Source organism: Neobacillus muris (genome assembly GCF_943193175.1).
GTDB classification, from domain to species: Bacteria; Bacillota; Bacilli; order Bacillales; family Cytobacillaceae; genus Neobacillus; species Neobacillus muris.
Window position 1 is genome coordinate 171,560 of sequence record NZ_CALPDF010000004.1, and the last position, 18,069, is coordinate 189,628.

General features: G+C 42.8%; 17 protein-coding genes. 6 read left to right on the forward strand and 11 right to left on the reverse strand.

The genetic code is table 11. The features are described 5' to 3' along the window. Positions 1-29: 29 nt before the first annotated feature. On the reverse strand, positions 30-2,414 hold the full coding sequence (locus NFS43_RS04885) for a 3-hydroxyacyl-CoA dehydrogenase/enoyl-CoA hydratase family protein (RefSeq protein WP_251550037.1): 2,385 nt from the start codon (positions 2,412-2,414) through the stop codon (positions 30-32). A 216-nt stretch (positions 2,415-2,630) separates the two neighbouring features. Between NFS43_RS04885 and NFS43_RS04890 the strand changes: the two genes are divergently transcribed. Next, a complete protein-coding gene (locus NFS43_RS04890) occupies positions 2,631-2,762 on the forward strand; it encodes a YuzL family protein (protein WP_251550039.1) in 132 nt (43 codons plus the stop codon). Between the two features lie 29 nt (positions 2,763-2,791). On the opposite strand, the gene NFS43_RS04895 is transcribed toward NFS43_RS04890, so the two are convergent. The 3 genes from NFS43_RS04895 to NFS43_RS04905 all read right to left on the reverse strand — a co-directional run bounded on the left by NFS43_RS04895 (position 2,792) and on the right by NFS43_RS04905 (position 5,139). Then, entirely contained in the window at positions 2,792-3,043 is a 252-nt protein-coding gene (locus NFS43_RS04895; protein ID WP_251550041.1) for a DUF2573 family protein, read from the reverse strand. A gap of 18 nt (positions 3,044-3,061) precedes the next feature. Then, positions 3,062-4,231 (reverse strand): FtsW/RodA/SpoVE family cell cycle protein, encoded by a 1,170-nt coding sequence (locus NFS43_RS04900; RefSeq protein WP_251550043.1) that lies wholly within the window; start codon positions 4,229-4,231, stop codon positions 3,062-3,064. A 134-nt stretch (positions 4,232-4,365) separates the two neighbouring features. Further along, positions 4,366-5,139, reverse strand: coding sequence for a DUF4931 domain-containing protein (locus NFS43_RS04905; protein WP_251550045.1), 774 nt, complete (start codon positions 5,137-5,139; stop codon positions 4,366-4,368). A gap of 177 nt (positions 5,140-5,316) precedes the next feature. Here NFS43_RS04905 and NFS43_RS04910 point away from each other — a divergent pair, with 177 nt between their 5' ends. Next, positions 5,317-6,099 (forward strand): undecaprenyl-diphosphate phosphatase, encoded by a 783-nt coding sequence (locus NFS43_RS04910; protein WP_251550046.1) that lies wholly within the window; start codon positions 5,317-5,319, stop codon positions 6,097-6,099. 116 nt (positions 6,100-6,215) lie between these two features. On the opposite strand, the gene NFS43_RS04915 is transcribed toward NFS43_RS04910, so the two are convergent. Then, positions 6,216-6,878, reverse strand: a complete 663-nt coding sequence (locus tag NFS43_RS04915; RefSeq protein WP_251550049.1) for an FMN-dependent NADH-azoreductase — start codon at positions 6,876-6,878, stop codon at positions 6,216-6,218. Positions 6,879-7,115: 237 nt separating this feature from the next. Here NFS43_RS04915 and NFS43_RS04920 point away from each other — a divergent pair, with 237 nt between their 5' ends. From NFS43_RS04920 to NFS43_RS04935, 4 genes are all read left to right on the forward strand, one after another. Continuing rightward, positions 7,116-8,051, forward strand: a complete 936-nt coding sequence (locus NFS43_RS04920; protein WP_251550051.1) for a substrate-binding domain-containing protein — start codon at positions 7,116-7,118, stop codon at positions 8,049-8,051. Beyond that, the gene (locus NFS43_RS04925; protein ID WP_251550053.1) at positions 8,048-8,917 is read left to right on the forward strand and encodes an ABC transporter substrate-binding protein; all 870 of its coding nucleotides are present in this window, start codon (positions 8,048-8,050) and stop codon (positions 8,915-8,917) included. Before NFS43_RS04920 ends, NFS43_RS04925 begins: the two co-directional genes overlap by 4 nt. Positions 8,918-8,991: 74 nt before the next feature. Beyond that, the gene (locus NFS43_RS04930; RefSeq protein WP_251550055.1) at positions 8,992-9,690 is read left to right on the forward strand and encodes an ABC transporter permease; all 699 of its coding nucleotides are present in this window, start codon (positions 8,992-8,994) and stop codon (positions 9,688-9,690) included. Next, positions 9,687-10,430, forward strand: coding sequence for an ABC transporter ATP-binding protein (locus NFS43_RS04935; RefSeq protein ID WP_251550057.1), 744 nt, complete (start codon positions 9,687-9,689; stop codon positions 10,428-10,430). The genes NFS43_RS04930 and NFS43_RS04935 overlap by 4 nt, the downstream gene beginning before the upstream one ends. 91 nt (positions 10,431-10,521) lie before the next feature. On the opposite strand, the gene NFS43_RS04940 is transcribed toward NFS43_RS04935, so the two are convergent. The 6 genes from NFS43_RS04940 to NFS43_RS04965 form a co-directional block, all read right to left on the reverse strand. Continuing rightward, the gene (locus tag NFS43_RS04940; protein ID WP_251550059.1) at positions 10,522-11,967 is read right to left on the reverse strand and encodes a HAMP domain-containing sensor histidine kinase; all 1,446 of its coding nucleotides are present in this window, start codon (positions 11,965-11,967) and stop codon (positions 10,522-10,524) included. Further along, the gene (locus tag NFS43_RS04945) at positions 11,945-12,655 is read right to left on the reverse strand and encodes a response regulator transcription factor (protein WP_251550061.1); all 711 of its coding nucleotides are present in this window, start codon (positions 12,653-12,655) and stop codon (positions 11,945-11,947) included. Before NFS43_RS04945 ends, NFS43_RS04940 begins: the two co-directional genes overlap by 23 nt. 319 nt (positions 12,656-12,974) lie before the next feature. Continuing rightward, positions 12,975-14,495: a flotillin family protein gene (locus NFS43_RS04950; protein ID WP_251550063.1), complete on the reverse strand. Its 1,521-nt coding sequence runs from the start codon at positions 14,493-14,495 to the stop codon at positions 12,975-12,977. A 48-nt stretch (positions 14,496-14,543) separates the two neighbouring features. After that, positions 14,544-15,086, reverse strand: a complete 543-nt coding sequence (locus NFS43_RS04955; RefSeq protein ID WP_251550065.1) for an NfeD family protein — start codon at positions 15,084-15,086, stop codon at positions 14,544-14,546. A gap of 186 nt (positions 15,087-15,272) precedes the next feature. Then, complete coding sequence (locus tag NFS43_RS04960) at positions 15,273-16,703, reverse strand: amino acid permease (protein WP_251550067.1); 1,431 nt, start codon at positions 16,701-16,703, stop codon at positions 15,273-15,275. A gap of 102 nt (positions 16,704-16,805) precedes the next feature. Further along, the gene (locus NFS43_RS04965) at positions 16,806-18,005 is read right to left on the reverse strand and encodes an MASE3 domain-containing protein (RefSeq protein ID WP_251550069.1); all 1,200 of its coding nucleotides are present in this window, start codon (positions 18,003-18,005) and stop codon (positions 16,806-16,808) included. Between the last annotated feature and the right edge of the window lie 64 nt (positions 18,006-18,069).

The following is an 18,069-nucleotide window of genomic DNA, read 5'->3' on the forward strand; positions in this document are numbered from 1 at the left end:
ATACGAATCTATTTCCCCTTGCTTTTCGGCTAGTTTCTTAAGGGTTTGCCTTTTAACAGCATGTGCTGCATCCGCTGCTGGGTTTTTGGTTCACGGATCAAGCTTAAGAAAGCTTCCCTTTCAAGATTTAACAGATATTCCTCATCCACTTCCGTACCATATGGAACTGTTCCTCCAGCAATCACATAGGCAATCTTTTTGGCAATCTTCATATCATGTTCAGACAGATAGCCGGAAAGCCTCATGCCTTCAGCTCCTAACAGCAGGGTTGCATAGCCTGGTTCGCCGACGACTGGGACTTTCCGGCGGACTCTTGGCTTAAAGCCTTGTTCAGATAAGGCAAGTACAGCCTGTTTGGCATCGTACAATTGATGATCGCTGTTCACACTGATTCCATCAGCTGCGCTTAAGAAATTATTTTCCCTAGCCTCTTCTGCTGAAGTGGACACCTTAGCTGTGGCAATCGTTTCAAATACTTTATTAGCGACTGCCTGCAGATCGACTTGGACTCCATTTGGCAGGCCTTCTAAATGTTTGATGTATAGCTCTTTATTTCCGCCGCCGCCAGGAAGCAATCCAACACCGACCTCCACAAGACCCATATAGGTTTCAGACGATGCTTGAATCTTGGATGCCGGCAGACATACCTCAGCACCGCCTCCGAGTGTCATCGCAAACGGAGCTGCCACAACCGGTTTCGAGCTGTATTTCACCTTCAGCATGGCATTATGAAGCTGACGGATCACCATGTCGAGTTCATCATAATTATCATCCTGAGCTTCCATGAGCATCATCGCTAAGTTGGCGCCGACGCAGAAGTTCTTTCCTTGGTTCCCGATGACCAGACCTTTATAATTTTTCTCCACTTCATCAATGGCAAAATTAATCATTTGGATCGTATCGAAGCCTAGCGCATTATTTGGCGAGTGGAACTCCAGAAGTGCTACATCGTCGCCAATATCGATTAAGCTGGCGCCGCTGTTCTTTTTAATAACCCCTTTTTGCTTTTTGATCTTTTTAAGATCGATTACTTTTGGATTGAATTCAACTAGTTTATATTCACCTTTATCATAGAAATAGAGCTCTCCTGCTTCTTCTTTATAGAAGGAAGTAAAGCCGTTTTCCAACATTTCTAATACCCAGGCAGGAACAGCCACTCCGGAATCCTGCATTTTTTGGATGGATTTCTCGAACCCGATAGCATCCCAGGTTTCAAACGGGCCCATTTCCCAGCCAAAGCCCCACTTCATGGCCCTGTCGATGGCAACGATATCATCAGCAATTTCGCCTAACAGCTTGGCTGAATAAATGATATTTTTCGTGAACGTATTCCATAAGAATTGCCCAGCCTTGTCATTGCTATAAACAAGCGCTTTCAATTTATCAGCTGTTCCTTTTTCCTGTTTAGCCAGCTCAATGGAAAGGGCGGACAGTTTTTTGCGCGGGCCATATTCCAATGTATTAGGATCGAGTTCTAAAATTTCCTTTCCTTTTTTCAAGAAGAATCCCTGTCCGGATTTACTCCCAAGCCAGCCGTTTTCAATCATCTTTTTCAAAAATTCCGGCACCTTGAATGCTTCTTTTTCTTCGCCATCGACTTTTTCATAGACGTTGCCAGCAACATGATAGAAGGTATCTAACCCGACCACATCCAATGTACGGAAGGTAGCGCTCTTTGCTCTGCCAATCAGCGGACCTGTGATCGAGTCCACTTCACCGACACTGAGCCCCGCTTTCAGCATTTCCTGGACAGTGACTAAAAGTCCATAAGTACCAATACGGTTCGCGATAAAGTTTGGTGTATCTTTGGCGACTACTACGCCTTTGCCTAATACATCTTCACCAAAGGTTTTCATAAAGAACAAAACTTCTGGATCCGTGTATTGAGTGGGGATGACTTCAAGCAATTTTAAATAGCGCGGCGGGTTAAAGAAGTGTGTCCCGAGGAAGTGCTTCTGAAAGTCTTCGGAACGCCCCTCCGCCATTGCCTCTACAGAAATGCCGGAAGTGTTAGAGCTGACAATGCTGCCCGGCTTGCGGAACTGGTCTACTTGCGCAAACACCTGTTTTTTTACGTTCAGGTTTTCAACTACGACTTCGATAATCCAATCCACATCCTTCAGTTTGACCAGATCATCCTCTAGGTTGCCTGCTTCGATTAAGGCGATATTTTTCTTTGATGTCAGGGGTGCAGGCTTTTGTTTTAATAATTTTTGAATGTTTGCCGCACTGATACGATTCCGTACCTGTTTATCCTCTAAAGTCAGTCCTTTTGCTGCTTCTTCCTTTGTCAGTTCACGTGGAACAATATCTAGCAGCAGTGTTGGAATACCGTTATTGGCCAGATGGGCAGCAATCCCCGAGCCCATGACGCCAGATCCTAGTACAGCTGCTTTTTTAATTAATTGGTTCAACATTGTCTCCCCCTTCAGACTTTGAATGAATACTCATTCATTTTTTGTTGAAAAAAAATAAGCTGAATGAGTTTTACTACTAATAACTATAAGATATTTCTAAAAATTGTGCAATTAGTAAATGTGGAAAAATGAAATTTTTTTGACAAATTAGTTTTTCCTATAAGATTGATAAGATGTATTAAATTGGACACTCTAAGTGTTGAGGTGATCAGTTTGGCAAAAATGAAGAAAAACCCTTCTAAAGCAGGTGTTAGTGCCGCCAGCGTGAAGGGGAATTCAGGCCCAGGCCGTGAAGCAAGTGGCGTTGATAAACAAAACAGCCAAAATAGTCAATATAAGCATTAAAAAAACAGGCAATTTTTTGCCTGTTTTCTTTATTCTTTCTTCGAGCTCCGATGCTGTTCATTCAGGACCTTAATTTCCTGAATCAGCTGCTTCATCCCAGCACGGGCTTCTGGATAGAGGGCACTCCAGTGGCTGATTAATGCCGGCATGGTCTTTCCAATATGGGTATAAAGAGCCCATGTTTTCACTTTTTTCACCGTTTCTTCGTCCGTTTCCCCTACTAAGAGTTCACTATATTTTTCAAGCAATGTCTCAAATTGCTCGTCAAATTCGTTTTTCATCGAAACACCTTCCTCCCTCTATGCAGTAGTCGAAAACATGTATTTTTTATAATGGTACCGAATCGAGAAGATTAACCCCAATGCCATCATGTTGCCCATCAAAGAACTTCCCCCGTAGCTGATAAATGGCAGCGGAATACCTGTGATCGGCAAAACGCCAATCGTCATCCCAATATTTTGGAATACGTGGAAGGTGATCATGCTAATCACACCCACACAAATATAGGTGTAAAAATGGTTCTTTGTTTCCATCCCCACCTTAGTAATGTGGTAAATTAATAAGAAAAATAAACTAATGAGTACACTTGCTCCAATAAAGCCATATTCTTCGCCCACGATACTAAAAATAAAATCCGTTTGGCTTTCCGGCAAATATACCTCACGGTTGCCAAGACCTTTCCCGCTTGTCTGCCCCGAGCCGATGGCCAGCATCGACTTTGTCAGCTGGAATCCTGTGGAGCTTTGGTAGTTATAAGGGTCAAGCCAAGAATAAATCCGTCCGAACATATACTCCTTGACACCCAAATATTTCTCCAATACTTCAGGCTGCCATAACACAAAATAAAAAATAGTGGAAATTAGAAGGATGCCAGCCGAAAAAATGGGCACTAACAGCTTCCAGGTAATTCCCGAAATAAAAATCATTCCTAACAAAATCGCCAAAAACACCAGCGATGTCCCCAAGTCCTCTTTAATGACCAGCACCAATGGGCCGAGAGTGACAAGTCCCAGTTTAATCAACAACCAGAAATCAGTTTGAACGGTTTTGATCAGATTTTTTTGATGATGATCCTCAATTACCCTGGACAGGGTCAAAATCAGAAATATTTTCACAAATTCCGAAGGCTGAATGGAACCAAGTCCCGGCAGCCTAAACCAGTTCTTGGCTCCATTTATTCTAGGTGCAATCGATTCAGGTGCAAGGATTAACAGAATAAGGAGCACAAGCCCCAATCCATATACGTACCAGGAAATCTTTCGGAGCTGGTCAGAATCCAAAGTCATCACTCCGGCTATAATGACACACCCCACACCATACCAGGCAATTTGCATGATTAAGAAGTTACGGTCGTATTGCCCCGTAGATTGGGCACTATAAATCGCTAGACAGCTTGCTAAAAATAACAATAATAGTATGAGAACTAGACTATAATCCAGTTTAGAAGTTGCAGTTTTATTGGAAGTCATGCGAAAGTCTCCACCTTGAATTAAACTTGTACATTCCTTCATTATATTTTTTTATCAGCAAAATCACAACTTCAAAAAGACCCATGGGTAGAATTACATATTTAAGGAAGTTCCCTCCATAGCTGGGCGCTCGCTTATACAACCTCTTTTTTAAAATATAGTTTTTCCACTTCCTCAGCCATCCAATTCAAATTGTTTGGCACCTGTGGAAGGCCATAGCCGATGTATAATGGAGTCGTCACAAACCGGGGAACGATTTTTGCATAAATCCTTTTATTCAAATGATAAAAGAAGACATTATAACTCGTTGCCTTAAAAGGAAAATGGTTCAATATATAATGAACCGCTGTCTGAAGATATTCGGCAAACTTTGGCTGATATCCATCATCTTTCATCCAGATGTTAAATTCGTAAAAGCCTACCTTTGGCTTGGTCGAAAGAGTTAGGGCCGTCCCCTCGTCCTCCGCAATCAAGATTCCATCAAACATCTCAGGAAGCACATGTTCCATGTAGTCAAGATCATTTAACCCAACAATTTGCATATGTGGATGAGCAATCGTCCCCCCTGATAACGGGCCATGATTCTTGAAAAAAAGGACCGAGCGATATTGGCCCGTTTGCTCCATGTCAAGCCAATGCCGGATTCCAAATTGAATCAGTCTATGCAGGTGCTCAGTTGAGTAGGTGGATAGTTCAGCGTGGCAATCATCCGTTTCAATTAACACAGTTTGATAAGCATTTTCTAATACTGGGTATTTATTTTTCAACAGAATAATCGGGCCATCGACGGCAAGGAGGCCGGTCAGCTTTTCTCTTTCACAAAAAGGACATGCAGTCTGCTTGTTTCGATAATTCTCTGGCTTTTTGACACCAATCGCCGTATTAAAATGAAGATGTTTATTTTCCAAACCCGTTTCTCCCCTCCGTTACATATATTCCTATTTTATGGCAGTCCTCAACACGATTGCACTTTTTTTGTTTTGCACATTAAATTTTTGATTAACCGCAGACATTCATGAATCAGTAAATAATGGCATATTATTCATTGGACAGACTGCCAAAAAGTGGAGAATGTGAGGGAAAGTATGTTAACGAAATTAGAAGCATTTATCCTAGGAATCATTCAGGGGCTGACAGAATTTCTGCCTATTTCCAGTACGGGGCATCTATATCTTGGGAGAAATTTATTTGGATTGCAGGAAGCAGGACTCTTGCTTGATACGATGCTTCATGTCGGAACCTTGCTCGCGGTATTTGTATTTTATAAAGATGAATTTAAGAAGATCCTTAAAAATCCGTTTAGCAAAGTGACCTATTTATTGATAATCGGAACGATTCCTGCGGTTATCTTTGGACTTGCCTTTAAAGATTATATTGATGAAATTTCCAAAACAGGGGTAACGATTGGATGGGAGTTTTTAATGACCGGGTTATTTTTGTGGCTTGCAGATTCCGCTAAAAATGGCTATAAGAAAATGGATGATATCGGCTATACGGATGCCTTGATTATCGGTACATTTCAGGCAGCCGCGATTATGCCGGCGATTTCCCGGTCAGGCATGACCATTGCTGCCGCTCTATGGCGGAAATTAGACCGTGAGACTGCCGCTTACTTTTCATTCCTCCTATCCACGCCAGCCATTGCCGGGGCGCTTGTCCTGCAAACGAAGGAACTGCTGGGCGGCGGCGGCGAGGAAATTTCCTTGTCTGCCTTGCTGGTTGGAATCATCTCATCCGCTTTCTTTGGATATGTGGCGGTAAAATGGATGGTTGGTTATTTGAAGAAACATTCCTTAAGGCCATTCGCCGTCTATGTCTCGATTTTGGGACTGGTCGTTCTTTTTTTCCAGTTTACGGGCAAATTCTAATGAAACAACCAGCCGAAATGAGATTCGCAAATAAAATCTTATTGGACTGAAAAAAGTGCATAAAAAAGTGGATTTCCCAATAAAAACGGCCCGAACGAAAGGTTCGAGCCATTTTTTTATAATGTGACCGGTGTTTTGGCCATTTCTTTTGCAGCCTCCGCTGCTTGTTCCTTCGCTTTCGCCATAATCTCCGGCGCTTGTTTCGGAAAGTGGTCCATACCTTCTGCCACAATTGTTTCCAGCTGGTCAAAACCGAGAAACTCCAGTGCTTTACTTAAATAACGGTCACCCATTTCATATTCGCTCATGGGGCCATTCGAATATATGCCGCCGCGTGTTTGAATATGAATCGCCTTGCGGTTTGTAAGGAGTCCTTTAGGACCGCTCTCTGTATTCGTAAACGTCTTTTCCGCAATAAACACATTATCCATGAATGATTTTAAGATTGCTGGTGCCCCAAGGTTCCAAAGTGGTGTGACAAATACATAATAATCGGCATCGATAAACCGGTCAGCAAGCGCGTGCATCTTCTCCAGCTTGGTCCGTTCTGCTTCCGTCAGCTGGTCTTTTGTATAGCCCATAAACGACAATTTAGCACGGGCATATAATAGGTCCATGTCAATTTCCGGGATATCCATGTCATATAAGTGCCAGCGTTCAATTTCCACATCCGGCTGGATTTTTTGAAACTCTTCTAAAAATACTTCCCCGATCTGCATCCCTTTCGATAGCTTGACAGTATTTTTTGGATTTGCGGTAATATACAAGAGCTTTGCCATAACAACCCTTCCTTTAACTTAAAAATTTTTCTTCTATCTTCTATCCTACACTAATTTACCATGCTCACTATTGAACAATCCGTGACGATTTTGAGAAGTTTATGAAAAGAGGAAAAGACTTTTGAACAATCGGTGACAATTCTCAACAAAACTCAATAAAACTCAATGAAACTTAACAAAAGTCACATTCAATATGCTATGATTCATGTAAAATGGTAAAAAAAGGAGGTAAGCATCATGGAAGAAAAGGCCTATACTCCCGATGAGGTCGCACGGATTTTTCAAATATCAAAACATACGGTTTATGAACTCATAAAACGCGGAGAGCTCCAGGCCTTTAAAATAGGAAATAAAATGCGGATTGAACATGCGGAATTGGAACGATTCAAAGAAAGCACAAAAGCACCGGCAAAGAAACACACAACAGAGCACAGCAATACTGCAGCCGCTTATAGCATTCGTCTGTCAGGCAGCCACGACTTTCTTGTGGAGCACTTAACCAAACAGGCAGCCAGCAGCTTAGGGTTGCAAATTCAACCTTCTTTTATCGGCAGTCTAGAAGGATTAATGCTCCTGTATCGAGGACAATCAGATATAGCTGCCATGCATCTGTTAGATCCCACATCAAACGAATACAATCTGCCGTTTATCCAGCAGCTGTTTGTGTATGAATCGATTCTCGTCATGAGATTAGCAGCCCGTGAGCAAGGATTTATCGTGGCCAAGGGCAATCCAAAACAAATTCTTGATTTTTCCGATCTAGCCCGGAAGGACGTACAATTTATCAACCGGCAAAAAGGCTCCGGCACGCGGTTCTTGCTTGACTCCAAACTATCAAGCTATGGAATTGATCCCGGCAAAATCAATGGGTATGGAAATGAGGAATGGACTCATCTTTCAGCAGCCTCCTACATAAACAGGGGCATTGTCGATGTTGCTTTTGGAATTCAGTCAGCGGCCAGCCACTTAGGACTGGACTTTATTCCAGTCACTAAAGAAAAGTTCGACCTTGTATTTCGCTTTACAAAAGAAAACAAACAAAATTTAATCAGCATCATCCATTATCTGCAATCCAGCCAATTCAAAGAAAGTTTAACCTTTTTAGAAGGCTATGATATCTCTGAATTAGGGAAACTGATCTATCAAACTACTACGACGGAGGAACTAGTATGAAGAAAAATCGCTTATTATCCTTTTTATTTGCAGCCATGCTGATTCTTTTAGCGGCATGCGGAAGCACTGACACGAAAGATTCCGCTGGAGCATCTGAGAAAAAGGAAGCACCTAAAGCAGAAGCAACCGAAATGATTTTAGCTACAACCACCAGCACACAGGACAGCGGCTTGCTGGATGAGATTATTCCACTATTTGAAAAAGAAAACAATGTCAAAGTGAAAGTCATTGCTGTTGGTACAGGACAAGCCTTAGAAATGGGCACCAAAGGGGAAGCCGATGCCCTGCTCGTCCATGCCCCAGCATCAGAACAAGCCGTAGTTGACGCTGGTGATGCTATCAACTATAAACGGGTTATGTACAACGATTTTGTCTTAGTCGGTCCTAAAGAAAATCCTGCAGGCCTTAGCGGAGATGATATCAAAGCAGCATTAGCAAAAATAGCTGACAGCAAGGCCGTTTTCATTTCTCGCGGAGATGATTCCGGAACAAACAAAAAAGAACTTGAAATCTGGAAAGCTGCAAATATTACTCCTGAAGGAGATTGGTACGTTTCTACCGGTCAAGGTATGGGACAAACCTTACAGGTGGCTGCAGAGAAAAAAGGCTATGTGCTGACAGACCGTGCTACATGGCTGGCACAATCCAAAAATCTTGACACTCTTCAAATCGTGGTTGAAGGGGCCCCTGATTTAATGAATATCTATCATGTTATGCAGGTTAATCCAGAAAAGCATGATAAGGTCAACGCAACAGACGCCGAAAAATTCGTCAACTTTATGGTGGACGACGAAACCCAAAAAGTCATCGAGAACTTTGGTAAAGAAGAATACGGACAATCCTTATTTGTTGGTTATACAGAATAATAGGAAATTGGACTGGAAGGAGACTTTGAATAGTCTCCTTTCTGGCACATAGAAACCATATCCGGGAGGCTGTTATGGAACTGCTAATTGATGGATTAAAAAAAGCAATTGAGATCATCTTGACCGGTAATCAGGATATCCTCGCAATCACCTTGCTGACTCTAAGAGTTTGCTTTATTTCCACCTTGATCAGCACCCTCCTTGGATTACCGATTGGCATATGGCTGGGGCTGACCCGTTTTAAAGGCAGAAAAATTCTCTTAACCTTTGTCAATATTGGCCTGGGGCTGCCTCCTGTTGTAGCGGGTCTTTGGATTACCATGCTGTTGTGGCGCTCTGGTCCATTCGGAGAGTTGGGCATGCTCTATTCGCCAACAGCGATTGTCATGGCCCAGATTTTAGTCTCTTTGCCGATCATTATCAGCCTGACCTGTTCAGCCTTTCAGCAAATTAATGAAAAAATGCTTTTGCAAATCAAGGCCCTTGGTGCCACTAAGCTGCAAATGCTATTGTTGCTGATCAAGCAGTCCAAGGTGGCGATTATGGCCGCCATTATGGCCGGATTTGGCCGGGTCATCGCCGAGGTGGGCGCAGCCATGATGGTCGGGGGCAATATTCAAGGCGATACAAGAATCTTGACCACTACCATCGTGATGGAGGTATCCAAAGGAAACTTTGATATCGCCCTGGCACTTTCGTTTATTTTATTATCCCTGGCCTTGCTGATTACAGCAGCCCTAACCTTTTTACAGCAAAGGAGGCGGTTTTCATGAATCCATTACTAGAGTTGAAAAACCTGACCTTTCATGCCCAAGAAAGATGGATCTTAAATATACCTGAGTTTTCCATCCATAAAGGAGAATTTCTTGGAATCATGGGGCCGAACGGCGCTGGAAAAAGTACACTGTTAAAACAATTGGCGTGTTTGGAAAGCCCGACAAGCGGGGAGATCTACTACGAGGGCACATCCATTCCAGCAGGAGGTGCCCCAATTGAACTGCGCCGCAAATTCTCCATCGCCCTGCAGCAATCACTATTGTTAGATGGATCTGTATTTTATAATGTTTCGATTGGCTTAACACTAAGGAAGGTGCCGAAATCGATTATTAAGGAAAAAGTCAACCATTGGCTGGAGCTGTTCGGCATTCTCCATTTAGCGAAAAAAAATGCCCTCTATTTGTCCGGCGGTGAAGCGCAGCGTGTCAATCTTGCCCGCGCCATGATTGTCGAGCCGGAAATCCTGTTCCTTGATGAACCATTTTCGGCGCTTGATTTTCCAACTAAAATTAAGTTAATGGAAGATTTTAAACAAATTATGGCCGATACAAAAACAACTGCTGTTTTTGTAAGCCACGATATCATGGAAATTCATTACTTAACAAATCAACTTGCGATTATTGTGGATGGTGAGGTCAAACAAATTGGACCTACCACTCAGGTCTTAAAAAACCCGAATGCTTCTACTCAGTCCTTCCTAAATGAGTGGAAGAAATTCTATCCCCTTGCACGTTAAAGGCAGCTTCCGACTCGGAGCTGCCATTTTTTTAACCTTGTACTGAAATAAGGCCACTTATATTCTTTTCAGGCACTTAAATCATCTTGGCTTATTGGGCTTCACTAAACGGACGCCTGCGCTTTTCTTTTATGGCTGCCTGTGCCAGAGCTGCCCGTTTTTCCTCAAGTTCCCTTGGAAACCATAACGTGATGCTTGTGCCCTTATTCAGCTTGCTTTTGACTTTTATCCGTCCCTCATGGGCTTCCATCAAAGCCTTCACAATTGACAAGCCGATCCCAGCTCCGCCAGTTTTTCGGTCCCGAGACTTATCCCCCCGGTAGAACCGTTCAAATATAAATGGAATATCATCTTCCGCAATCCCGGAGCCTTCATCCTGAATTGTAAAACCAACATAACTTTCCCGTTCTGTTACAACAGAAATGGTTACATTTTTCCCGGCAGGCGTATACTTGAGGGCATTGTTGAGAATATTCGAGAGGATTTGCATCAGTTTGTCCTTATCAGCTTCAAATATCTCCTCCTGAACGGGATCCTCGATACGAAGTCCCACCCCTTTTTCCTTGAATATCGGGAAAAACATTTCCCCGAGTGCTGCCAGTACACTGCCTGCTTCAACCTCCATCTTTTCAAGTCTAATTTGCGGATTTTCTGCAGCAAGCAATTTTTCCAGCTCGTTGACCAGCCTTACCAGCCGCATAAGCTCCTCATGACATATCTGCAGCCGCTGGGGCGTCGGCTCCCAAATCCCGTCTTGAAACGCTTCGATCTGGCTCCGCAGCGTGGCGAGAGGCGTGCGCAGTTCATGTGCCAAGTCACCTGTAAATTGCTTTCGCAGCATTTCCTCTTTCGAAAGCGACTCCGCCAATTTATTAAATGATATCGCCAGCTGCTTCACCTCACTGGGCAATCCTTTTAATGGAATCCGGATATCCAGATGATGCATTTGCAGCTCATTCGCCGCAAATGACAGCTTGTTCAAACCTGAAGTGATTTTTTTTGAAAAAATAAAGCTCGTCACAATCGCCAGAATTATGGTTAAACACACCGCCGCATAAATATATAACTGAATGGTTTGAATAAACGTATATTCATCATCAATCAGGCCTTCCGGGTAGATGGCAACCAACTTGCCAATCATCTTATTATTCACCTTAAGGGTATAGGTATTGGAATGCCATTCTTCTCCGTCCGGCTCCGGCTCAGACAGCCCAAGGCTATTAAGCATCGATCGGATATTGGAAGAGTCCATTTGGATTTGCCCAAAGCGGTCAGACAGCTGAAAGTAAAGCTGATCTGTCATGGCATATTCATGCAGCATCCCAAATACTGGGTCGCTCGTAAAATGGCCATTCGCCCGATAGTCTTTCTCGATTTCCGTTATCACCCGGTCAATCTTTTTTTCCCGGTTATGATCCAAATAACTTGTAAAGCTTTCCTCAAACCCATATTGAATAAAATAGCTGACAATCAAGATTCCTATCAAAGAGATCATGATTAAATAAACCAGAATCTTAGACCGCAGCGTTTGCAGCATCGACTACCCCTCCAAATTTGTAGCCCATACCAAAAACGGTGATAATAAACTCGGGCTGCCTGGAATCCAGTTCTATTTTTTTTCGAAGATTTTTGATGTGGGTATCAACGCTGCGTTCATAGCCTTCATAATACATGCCTTCATCTTGAATTTTTTCCAGCAGATCCATTCTGCTGTAAACTCTGCCAGGATTCAGAGCCATATTGGTTAATAATTTATATTCTATCGGAGTCAGCGTTACCGGCTGCCCGTTTACCGTTACCTCTTTTTTAATGAGGTCGATAGCCAGCCGGTTCCTATTAAATACCAGCCGTTCGACTTTTTCTGTTTTTTTCACCCGCCTTAGGATCGCCTGGACACGGACAACTACTTCCCTTGGACTGAATGGCTTGGTTAAATAGTCATCAGCCCCCATCACGATGCCGTTAATCCGGTCATCCTCCGCAGATTTAGCGGTCAGCATCAGGATGGGAACATCAGATTCCTTTCGGACAAGCCGGCAAACCTCTTCCCCTGAAATATCGGGCAGCATTAAATCTAGTATGATTAAATCAGGGTGGATGGTTTTGACTTTTTTTAAAGCATCAAGGCCATTATCCGCACTGTGAATTTCATAGCCTTCTCTTTCCAAATAAGCTTCAAGAACCTCTATAATTCTGCGTTCATCATCAACTAATAATATTTTCATACTATTCACTCCCCATAACTTAAATATATCATGGACAGTCAGTGATGTTTGTAACTTCACAATATCACCACAAGTTCTTCATAACATCTTCAATTTTTTCCGATAAGATATTCATGCAGTTAACAGAGAAGATAGGTTCAAGGACCCCCAAGTTATTGTCTATCTGCTCTAAGATGCAGTAACAGCTATTTGCTCTTGCTCATCCCAAAATGACCTCTCTTTATATAAAATGGTGTCCTATCGTTGGGACACCTATTTTTTTGGAGAAAAATAGGGCATAAAAAAAAAGGGGCCGTCCAAAAAGCCCCTTTTTCCTCTATTAATCTTGGTTCTTTTTCATTTGGCCAGCCAATTCTTCGATACTTTTCTTGACATTCGATTTTCCTGAGTAGTTTTCAATCAGTTCTTTTACGTCAATACCACTCGCTGCTTTTAATGATTCCTGGAGGCTGGCCATTAGGTTTGTTGCATAACTGGTCACCTTATTGGCACCGCTATTGGCCCCATTGCCGCTTCCCGTATCCACGACCGTAATCTTATCAATATTCGATAGCGGCGCAGCCACTTGTTTGGCATACTCCGGCAGCATTTTGATAATCATGTCGAGAACCGCAGCCTGACCGAACTGCTCGAACGCTTCGGCAATTTTCTCCTTGGCTTCCGCTTCCGCCAAGCCTTTCATCCGGATTACTTCTGCCTCAGAAAGACCCTGAGCTTTTTGCGCCTCCGCCTTGGCCAGACCGTCAATCCGAACCCGTTCCGCTTCAGCTTTCGCCATCGCTTCAATCCGGAATTTATTCGCTTCGGCATCGGCCATCTGTTTGGCTTTTTCAGCAGCAGCTGCCTGCTCAACTGCATAGCGGTCAGCATCTGCTTTTTTCTTTACTTCAGAATCATATTGCCGTTCACGGCGAAGAATTTCTTTTTCTTCCAGTTCAATCTGCTTTTGTCTTTCAACTATTTTTACCTGCATTTCCTGTTCTGTAACGTCTTGCTTCGCTTTGGCGCTTTCAAGATCATAGGCCATATCGGCACGCGCCTTGGCAATATCTTGCTCGCGGCGGAACTCTGCAATTTTCAATTGGTTAATTTTTTCAGCCTCTGCAATTTCTGTCGCCCGTTCTAATTCAGAACGCTTGGCATCTTTAGCTGCTTCTGCCTTCTTAATCCGTGTTTCTTTCTCGGCTTCTGCTGTGGCGATATCGGCATCCCGTTTTACTTGGGCAATCCGTGGTTTACCTAGAGCATCAAGATAGCCATTTTTATCCCGGACATCCTTAATCGTAAATGAAACGATGACTAATCCCATTTTTGCCAGGTCCTGTGACGCTACTCGCTGCACTTCTTGAGAAAACTTGTCACGGTTTTTGTAAATCTCTTCAACAGTCATGGACCCGAGGATGGAACGTAAATGCCCCTCTAAAACCTCTTTTGCTTCATTCTCTCTGTCTTCCTTTGGCTTTCCAAGAAACTGCTCAGCAGCTGTCGCAATTTCGCTGATAGAACCGCCAATTTTAATAATGGCTACCCCATCAGCCATTACCGGCACCCCTTGCTCCGTGTAAACTTCTGGTGTCGTAACCTCAAGTTTACTAGAAAGCAAGCTTAATGGTTCAGCTTGCTGGAATACTGGCAAAATAAAGGCACCGCCGCCGCGGATAATTTTGATTTTATTCCCGGATTCATCCACATGCACATTTTTATTTCCCAGGTAGCTGCCGGTAACAATCAATGCCTCATCAGGACCTGCTGTCCGGTATTTGGTAATAAAAACACCAATCAATGCAAGTAAAATGAGTACAACCACACCTATAACTACCCATACAAAACTAAATTCCATGCCATTTCCTCCTCTATATATCTATTTGGTGAAACATCATACACTTTTCTAAAGAAAACTTTCTAATTCTTGATGACTCGATACTTCCAAAACACCGTCCTTTACTTGAACAACAAGGACGCGGGCGCCGCTTGGAATCGAATCACCATCAAAGCTTGCTGCCGGTTTGGCAATTCTGCCGCTTGCATTCTCAATCATGACTTCGCCATATCCATCAGCAGGGATGGCCGTAATCACGGTTCCAATCCGGCCTCGTAAATCAGATTCCCGATAGACTAGCGACTCCTCAGCAGATGACATCGGGACAAGAATAAAAACATTTAATAAGGTTACGAGAATAAAAGATAGGATGGCTGATATTCCGAAAATAAGCAGCTCATTCAAAGAAGACAGCCGTTCAAACAAATAACCGCTTGCTGAAAGGATCGTAATAAATGCAAACACTAAGACCGGATTTAAAAAGGACAATCCGCCGTCACCCGTGTCAATATGAAACACATCTGAAAACAGCACATATATGACGGTAAATACCCCTGAAATGATTAACCCGTATAGGTATATGGAAGCTAAAGGCATGCCGAAAAGTTCCATATGCTTCACCCCTTACTTCGTGAATGGGAGTTTCTATTTTGAAAGAAAGGACCCCAGTAATGGGACTTTCTTCGGATTATGTATATTCTTTTATACGAATAAAAAAAGAAAAAGATTCAAATATTACAAAAAAATAAAGCTTCCGCTGCCAATTTCCAAAATGAATTTCGACAGCGGCTTCAATCACTATTCATATTCGGCAGACAAGTTTTCCTTATCTTCATTGGTGCGCTTTTTAAGGAGCGGTCCGTAAAATAAGATCCCGCTTACAAGTAATAGGACTCCATAGAGAAATGTCTTAATGTCCGCTGTACCGCCAATAATCACCCATACCGAATAAATGGTGGCAAGAGCGGAAATGATTCCATCTCCCAGCCGCGATTGGCTGGTTGAATAGGTCTCCCCAGTCAAAACCAGCTTTAATAGATAGATGGAAGCAATGAAATAAGGGACTAAGTAAGCCAAGGTTGCAATTACAATCACGAAGTCAAAGGCATCCGCAATCGACTTTGAAACTGTTGAAAAAATAAACAGCTGTGTAATCAAATTGGTGATCCATAAGGAGAATGCCGGAAACCCTTGATGATTTTCATTCAAAAATCCTGGGAGGAACACATCCTGTTTGGCAGCCTGAAAGGGCACTTCGGCACTTAGCATAATCCAGCCAATCATCGAACCAAGGAGACTAATTAAACCGATGGCTGCCAGGAGCTGCCCTCCCGCTCTTCCTAATACTGTCTCCATTGCATCGATCAACGGTTTTTCTGATTGAATTAAGGTCTCTTGGTTTAGCATTCCCATGACAAGAATGCTGATCGCCATATAGATGGCTAATGCAATAAATAAACCGGCAATCGTGGCCCGTTTCACATCACGTTGTTTCTTCGCCCGGGAAGAGAAAACAACAGCCGATTCTATCCCAAGAAATGCCCACAGAGTAGCTAATGCCGCATTGTTTACCTGTGGCATCATGCCAATCGTGTTTCCGGCCGCATCCACTCTCGTATCGGCAAACGGCATTATATTGCTTTTTTCAAAGGCAAACAATCCGATCACGATAAAAAAGCAGAAGCCTGCTACTTTTGCCAATGTAGCTATAAAATTTAATTTTCCAGCACTCTCCATGCCGCTCAAAATAATAAAATGGACGATCCATAGCATCACTGTACAAACTGCAAATGTCAGTCCATTCCCAACCCTTAAAGTGAAGCCGCCGATGGAAAACCATGTCGCCTCGCTGGTCAGCATCGGAAAAAAGGCAGTTAAATAGCTGGTGAAGGTGGTGATGACCGCGACATTGGCCGCAATATTCCCAATCCAGTACCCCCAGGTAGCCATAAATCCCGACAAGATCGAAGCTTGGGAACCAGGCCTAAACAGCGATTTGGCATAAACCTGCGGCCCACCGGTAATTTCCGGCTTTCGGTTAGCTAAATTGCCAAATACAAGGGCAATCATCAGGACTCCAAAACCGGTCAACAGCCATGCCGTCAGCACTCCGGCAGGACTTGCGGCCTCAGATAAGGACCGGGGCAGCATAAAAATTCCTGAACCAACCATATTTCCGACGACCAGTGCCGTCAGCACCCAAAAACCAAGCTGATTTGATTTTGACATGTTGTATAGGCTCCTTGCTGTTTTATCCATAATGTTCCCGTTTCCAGTTAATTTAGCATCACTTCCTTTAAATTCGATAAAATTACCATCCCGTTCAAAAGGTTACATAACCGTAAATTTCACTTTTTTCTTCCCTTTTTGGACAAATGCAGGTTCCTCATGAAGTCCCGTCACATCAATAATCGTACCAAGAATCACTTCTTTTTCGCCTTCTTCGATTAGCGGTTTAATAGAAAACAGCAGCACTTTATCAAAAAAGTCAAAATCAAACACAATCCTTTCCTGAAGCCTTAGAGATAAATGGCAATAATCATGAATTAAAATATGATTTCCCAAGAAAATCTCCCTAAAGGACTTTCCCGCCATCTCTTCGGGTTCAAGCGCGAAATAGCGAATCAATTCACCGTGACAAATGGTAAGAATAAACTCCTTCTCATATTTTTCTGCTTTAAAAATGAGACTTGGAACTTCTGACCAAAAGGTTTGAAGCGGGAATTTCGTCTCTTCTTGTTCCTCCATCGATTTAAAAAAATAAACCCCCCGCAAGATAAAATAAAATCCAAACACCTTAAAGATATGACCTGAGAAATTATAAAAGTCAAATACACTCTGATAAATCGTGAAAATCAAATCGGTCAGCAGCAATAAGACTAAAGCCAACGCCCATGTTAAATGGGCTTCGGACTTACTGATATAGTATTGATATAGGGCTGCAATTAATGAAATAAACTGAACCGCACAAACGGCATATTCAAATCCATTTTTTAAGTTTGTCGTCCCATCACCTTCAATAACCAGTAACGGCAAGGCCTTTTCAAAATAAAAAACAGTAAAGATAAGGGCACCAGAGAGCGCAGCTGCTAAGCACAACACTATCGGCCGAAAATCTCTTGAAAGTTTTCGGTCTGGCAGCACTAAGATTAATAAGATCATTACAGATTGAATGAGCCTGGCAATGACCCAAAACCAAGTGGCTTTATCGACAGAACTGTTTGTAATAAAAAAAGGCATTCCTTTATAGGAAAGGGTGTGAAACAGGTCAAGGATCCCAACGATTAAAAAAGTAAACGATACAAGCAGCATCCTGCTTGATTTTGTGTTCTGAGATTGTTTGAAGCCATAAAAGAAAATAGTTGCTGAAATACAAATACTGAAGGTCTCAAGAAGGGTATGGAATCCAGTTGAATTTTCCGGATTATAGATGGCATTCAGTTCCGGCTGGTAGAGATGGGTTGCCATGAGTATGATAATGGCAGCTGTTGCGTACAAAAGGAATTTGATTTCTGTTAAATTGGACTTCACCTTGGCACCACCTTTTTTAAACACTTTTTTCTGACTTTATTATAGTGCTTAAAACAAGCCGAAA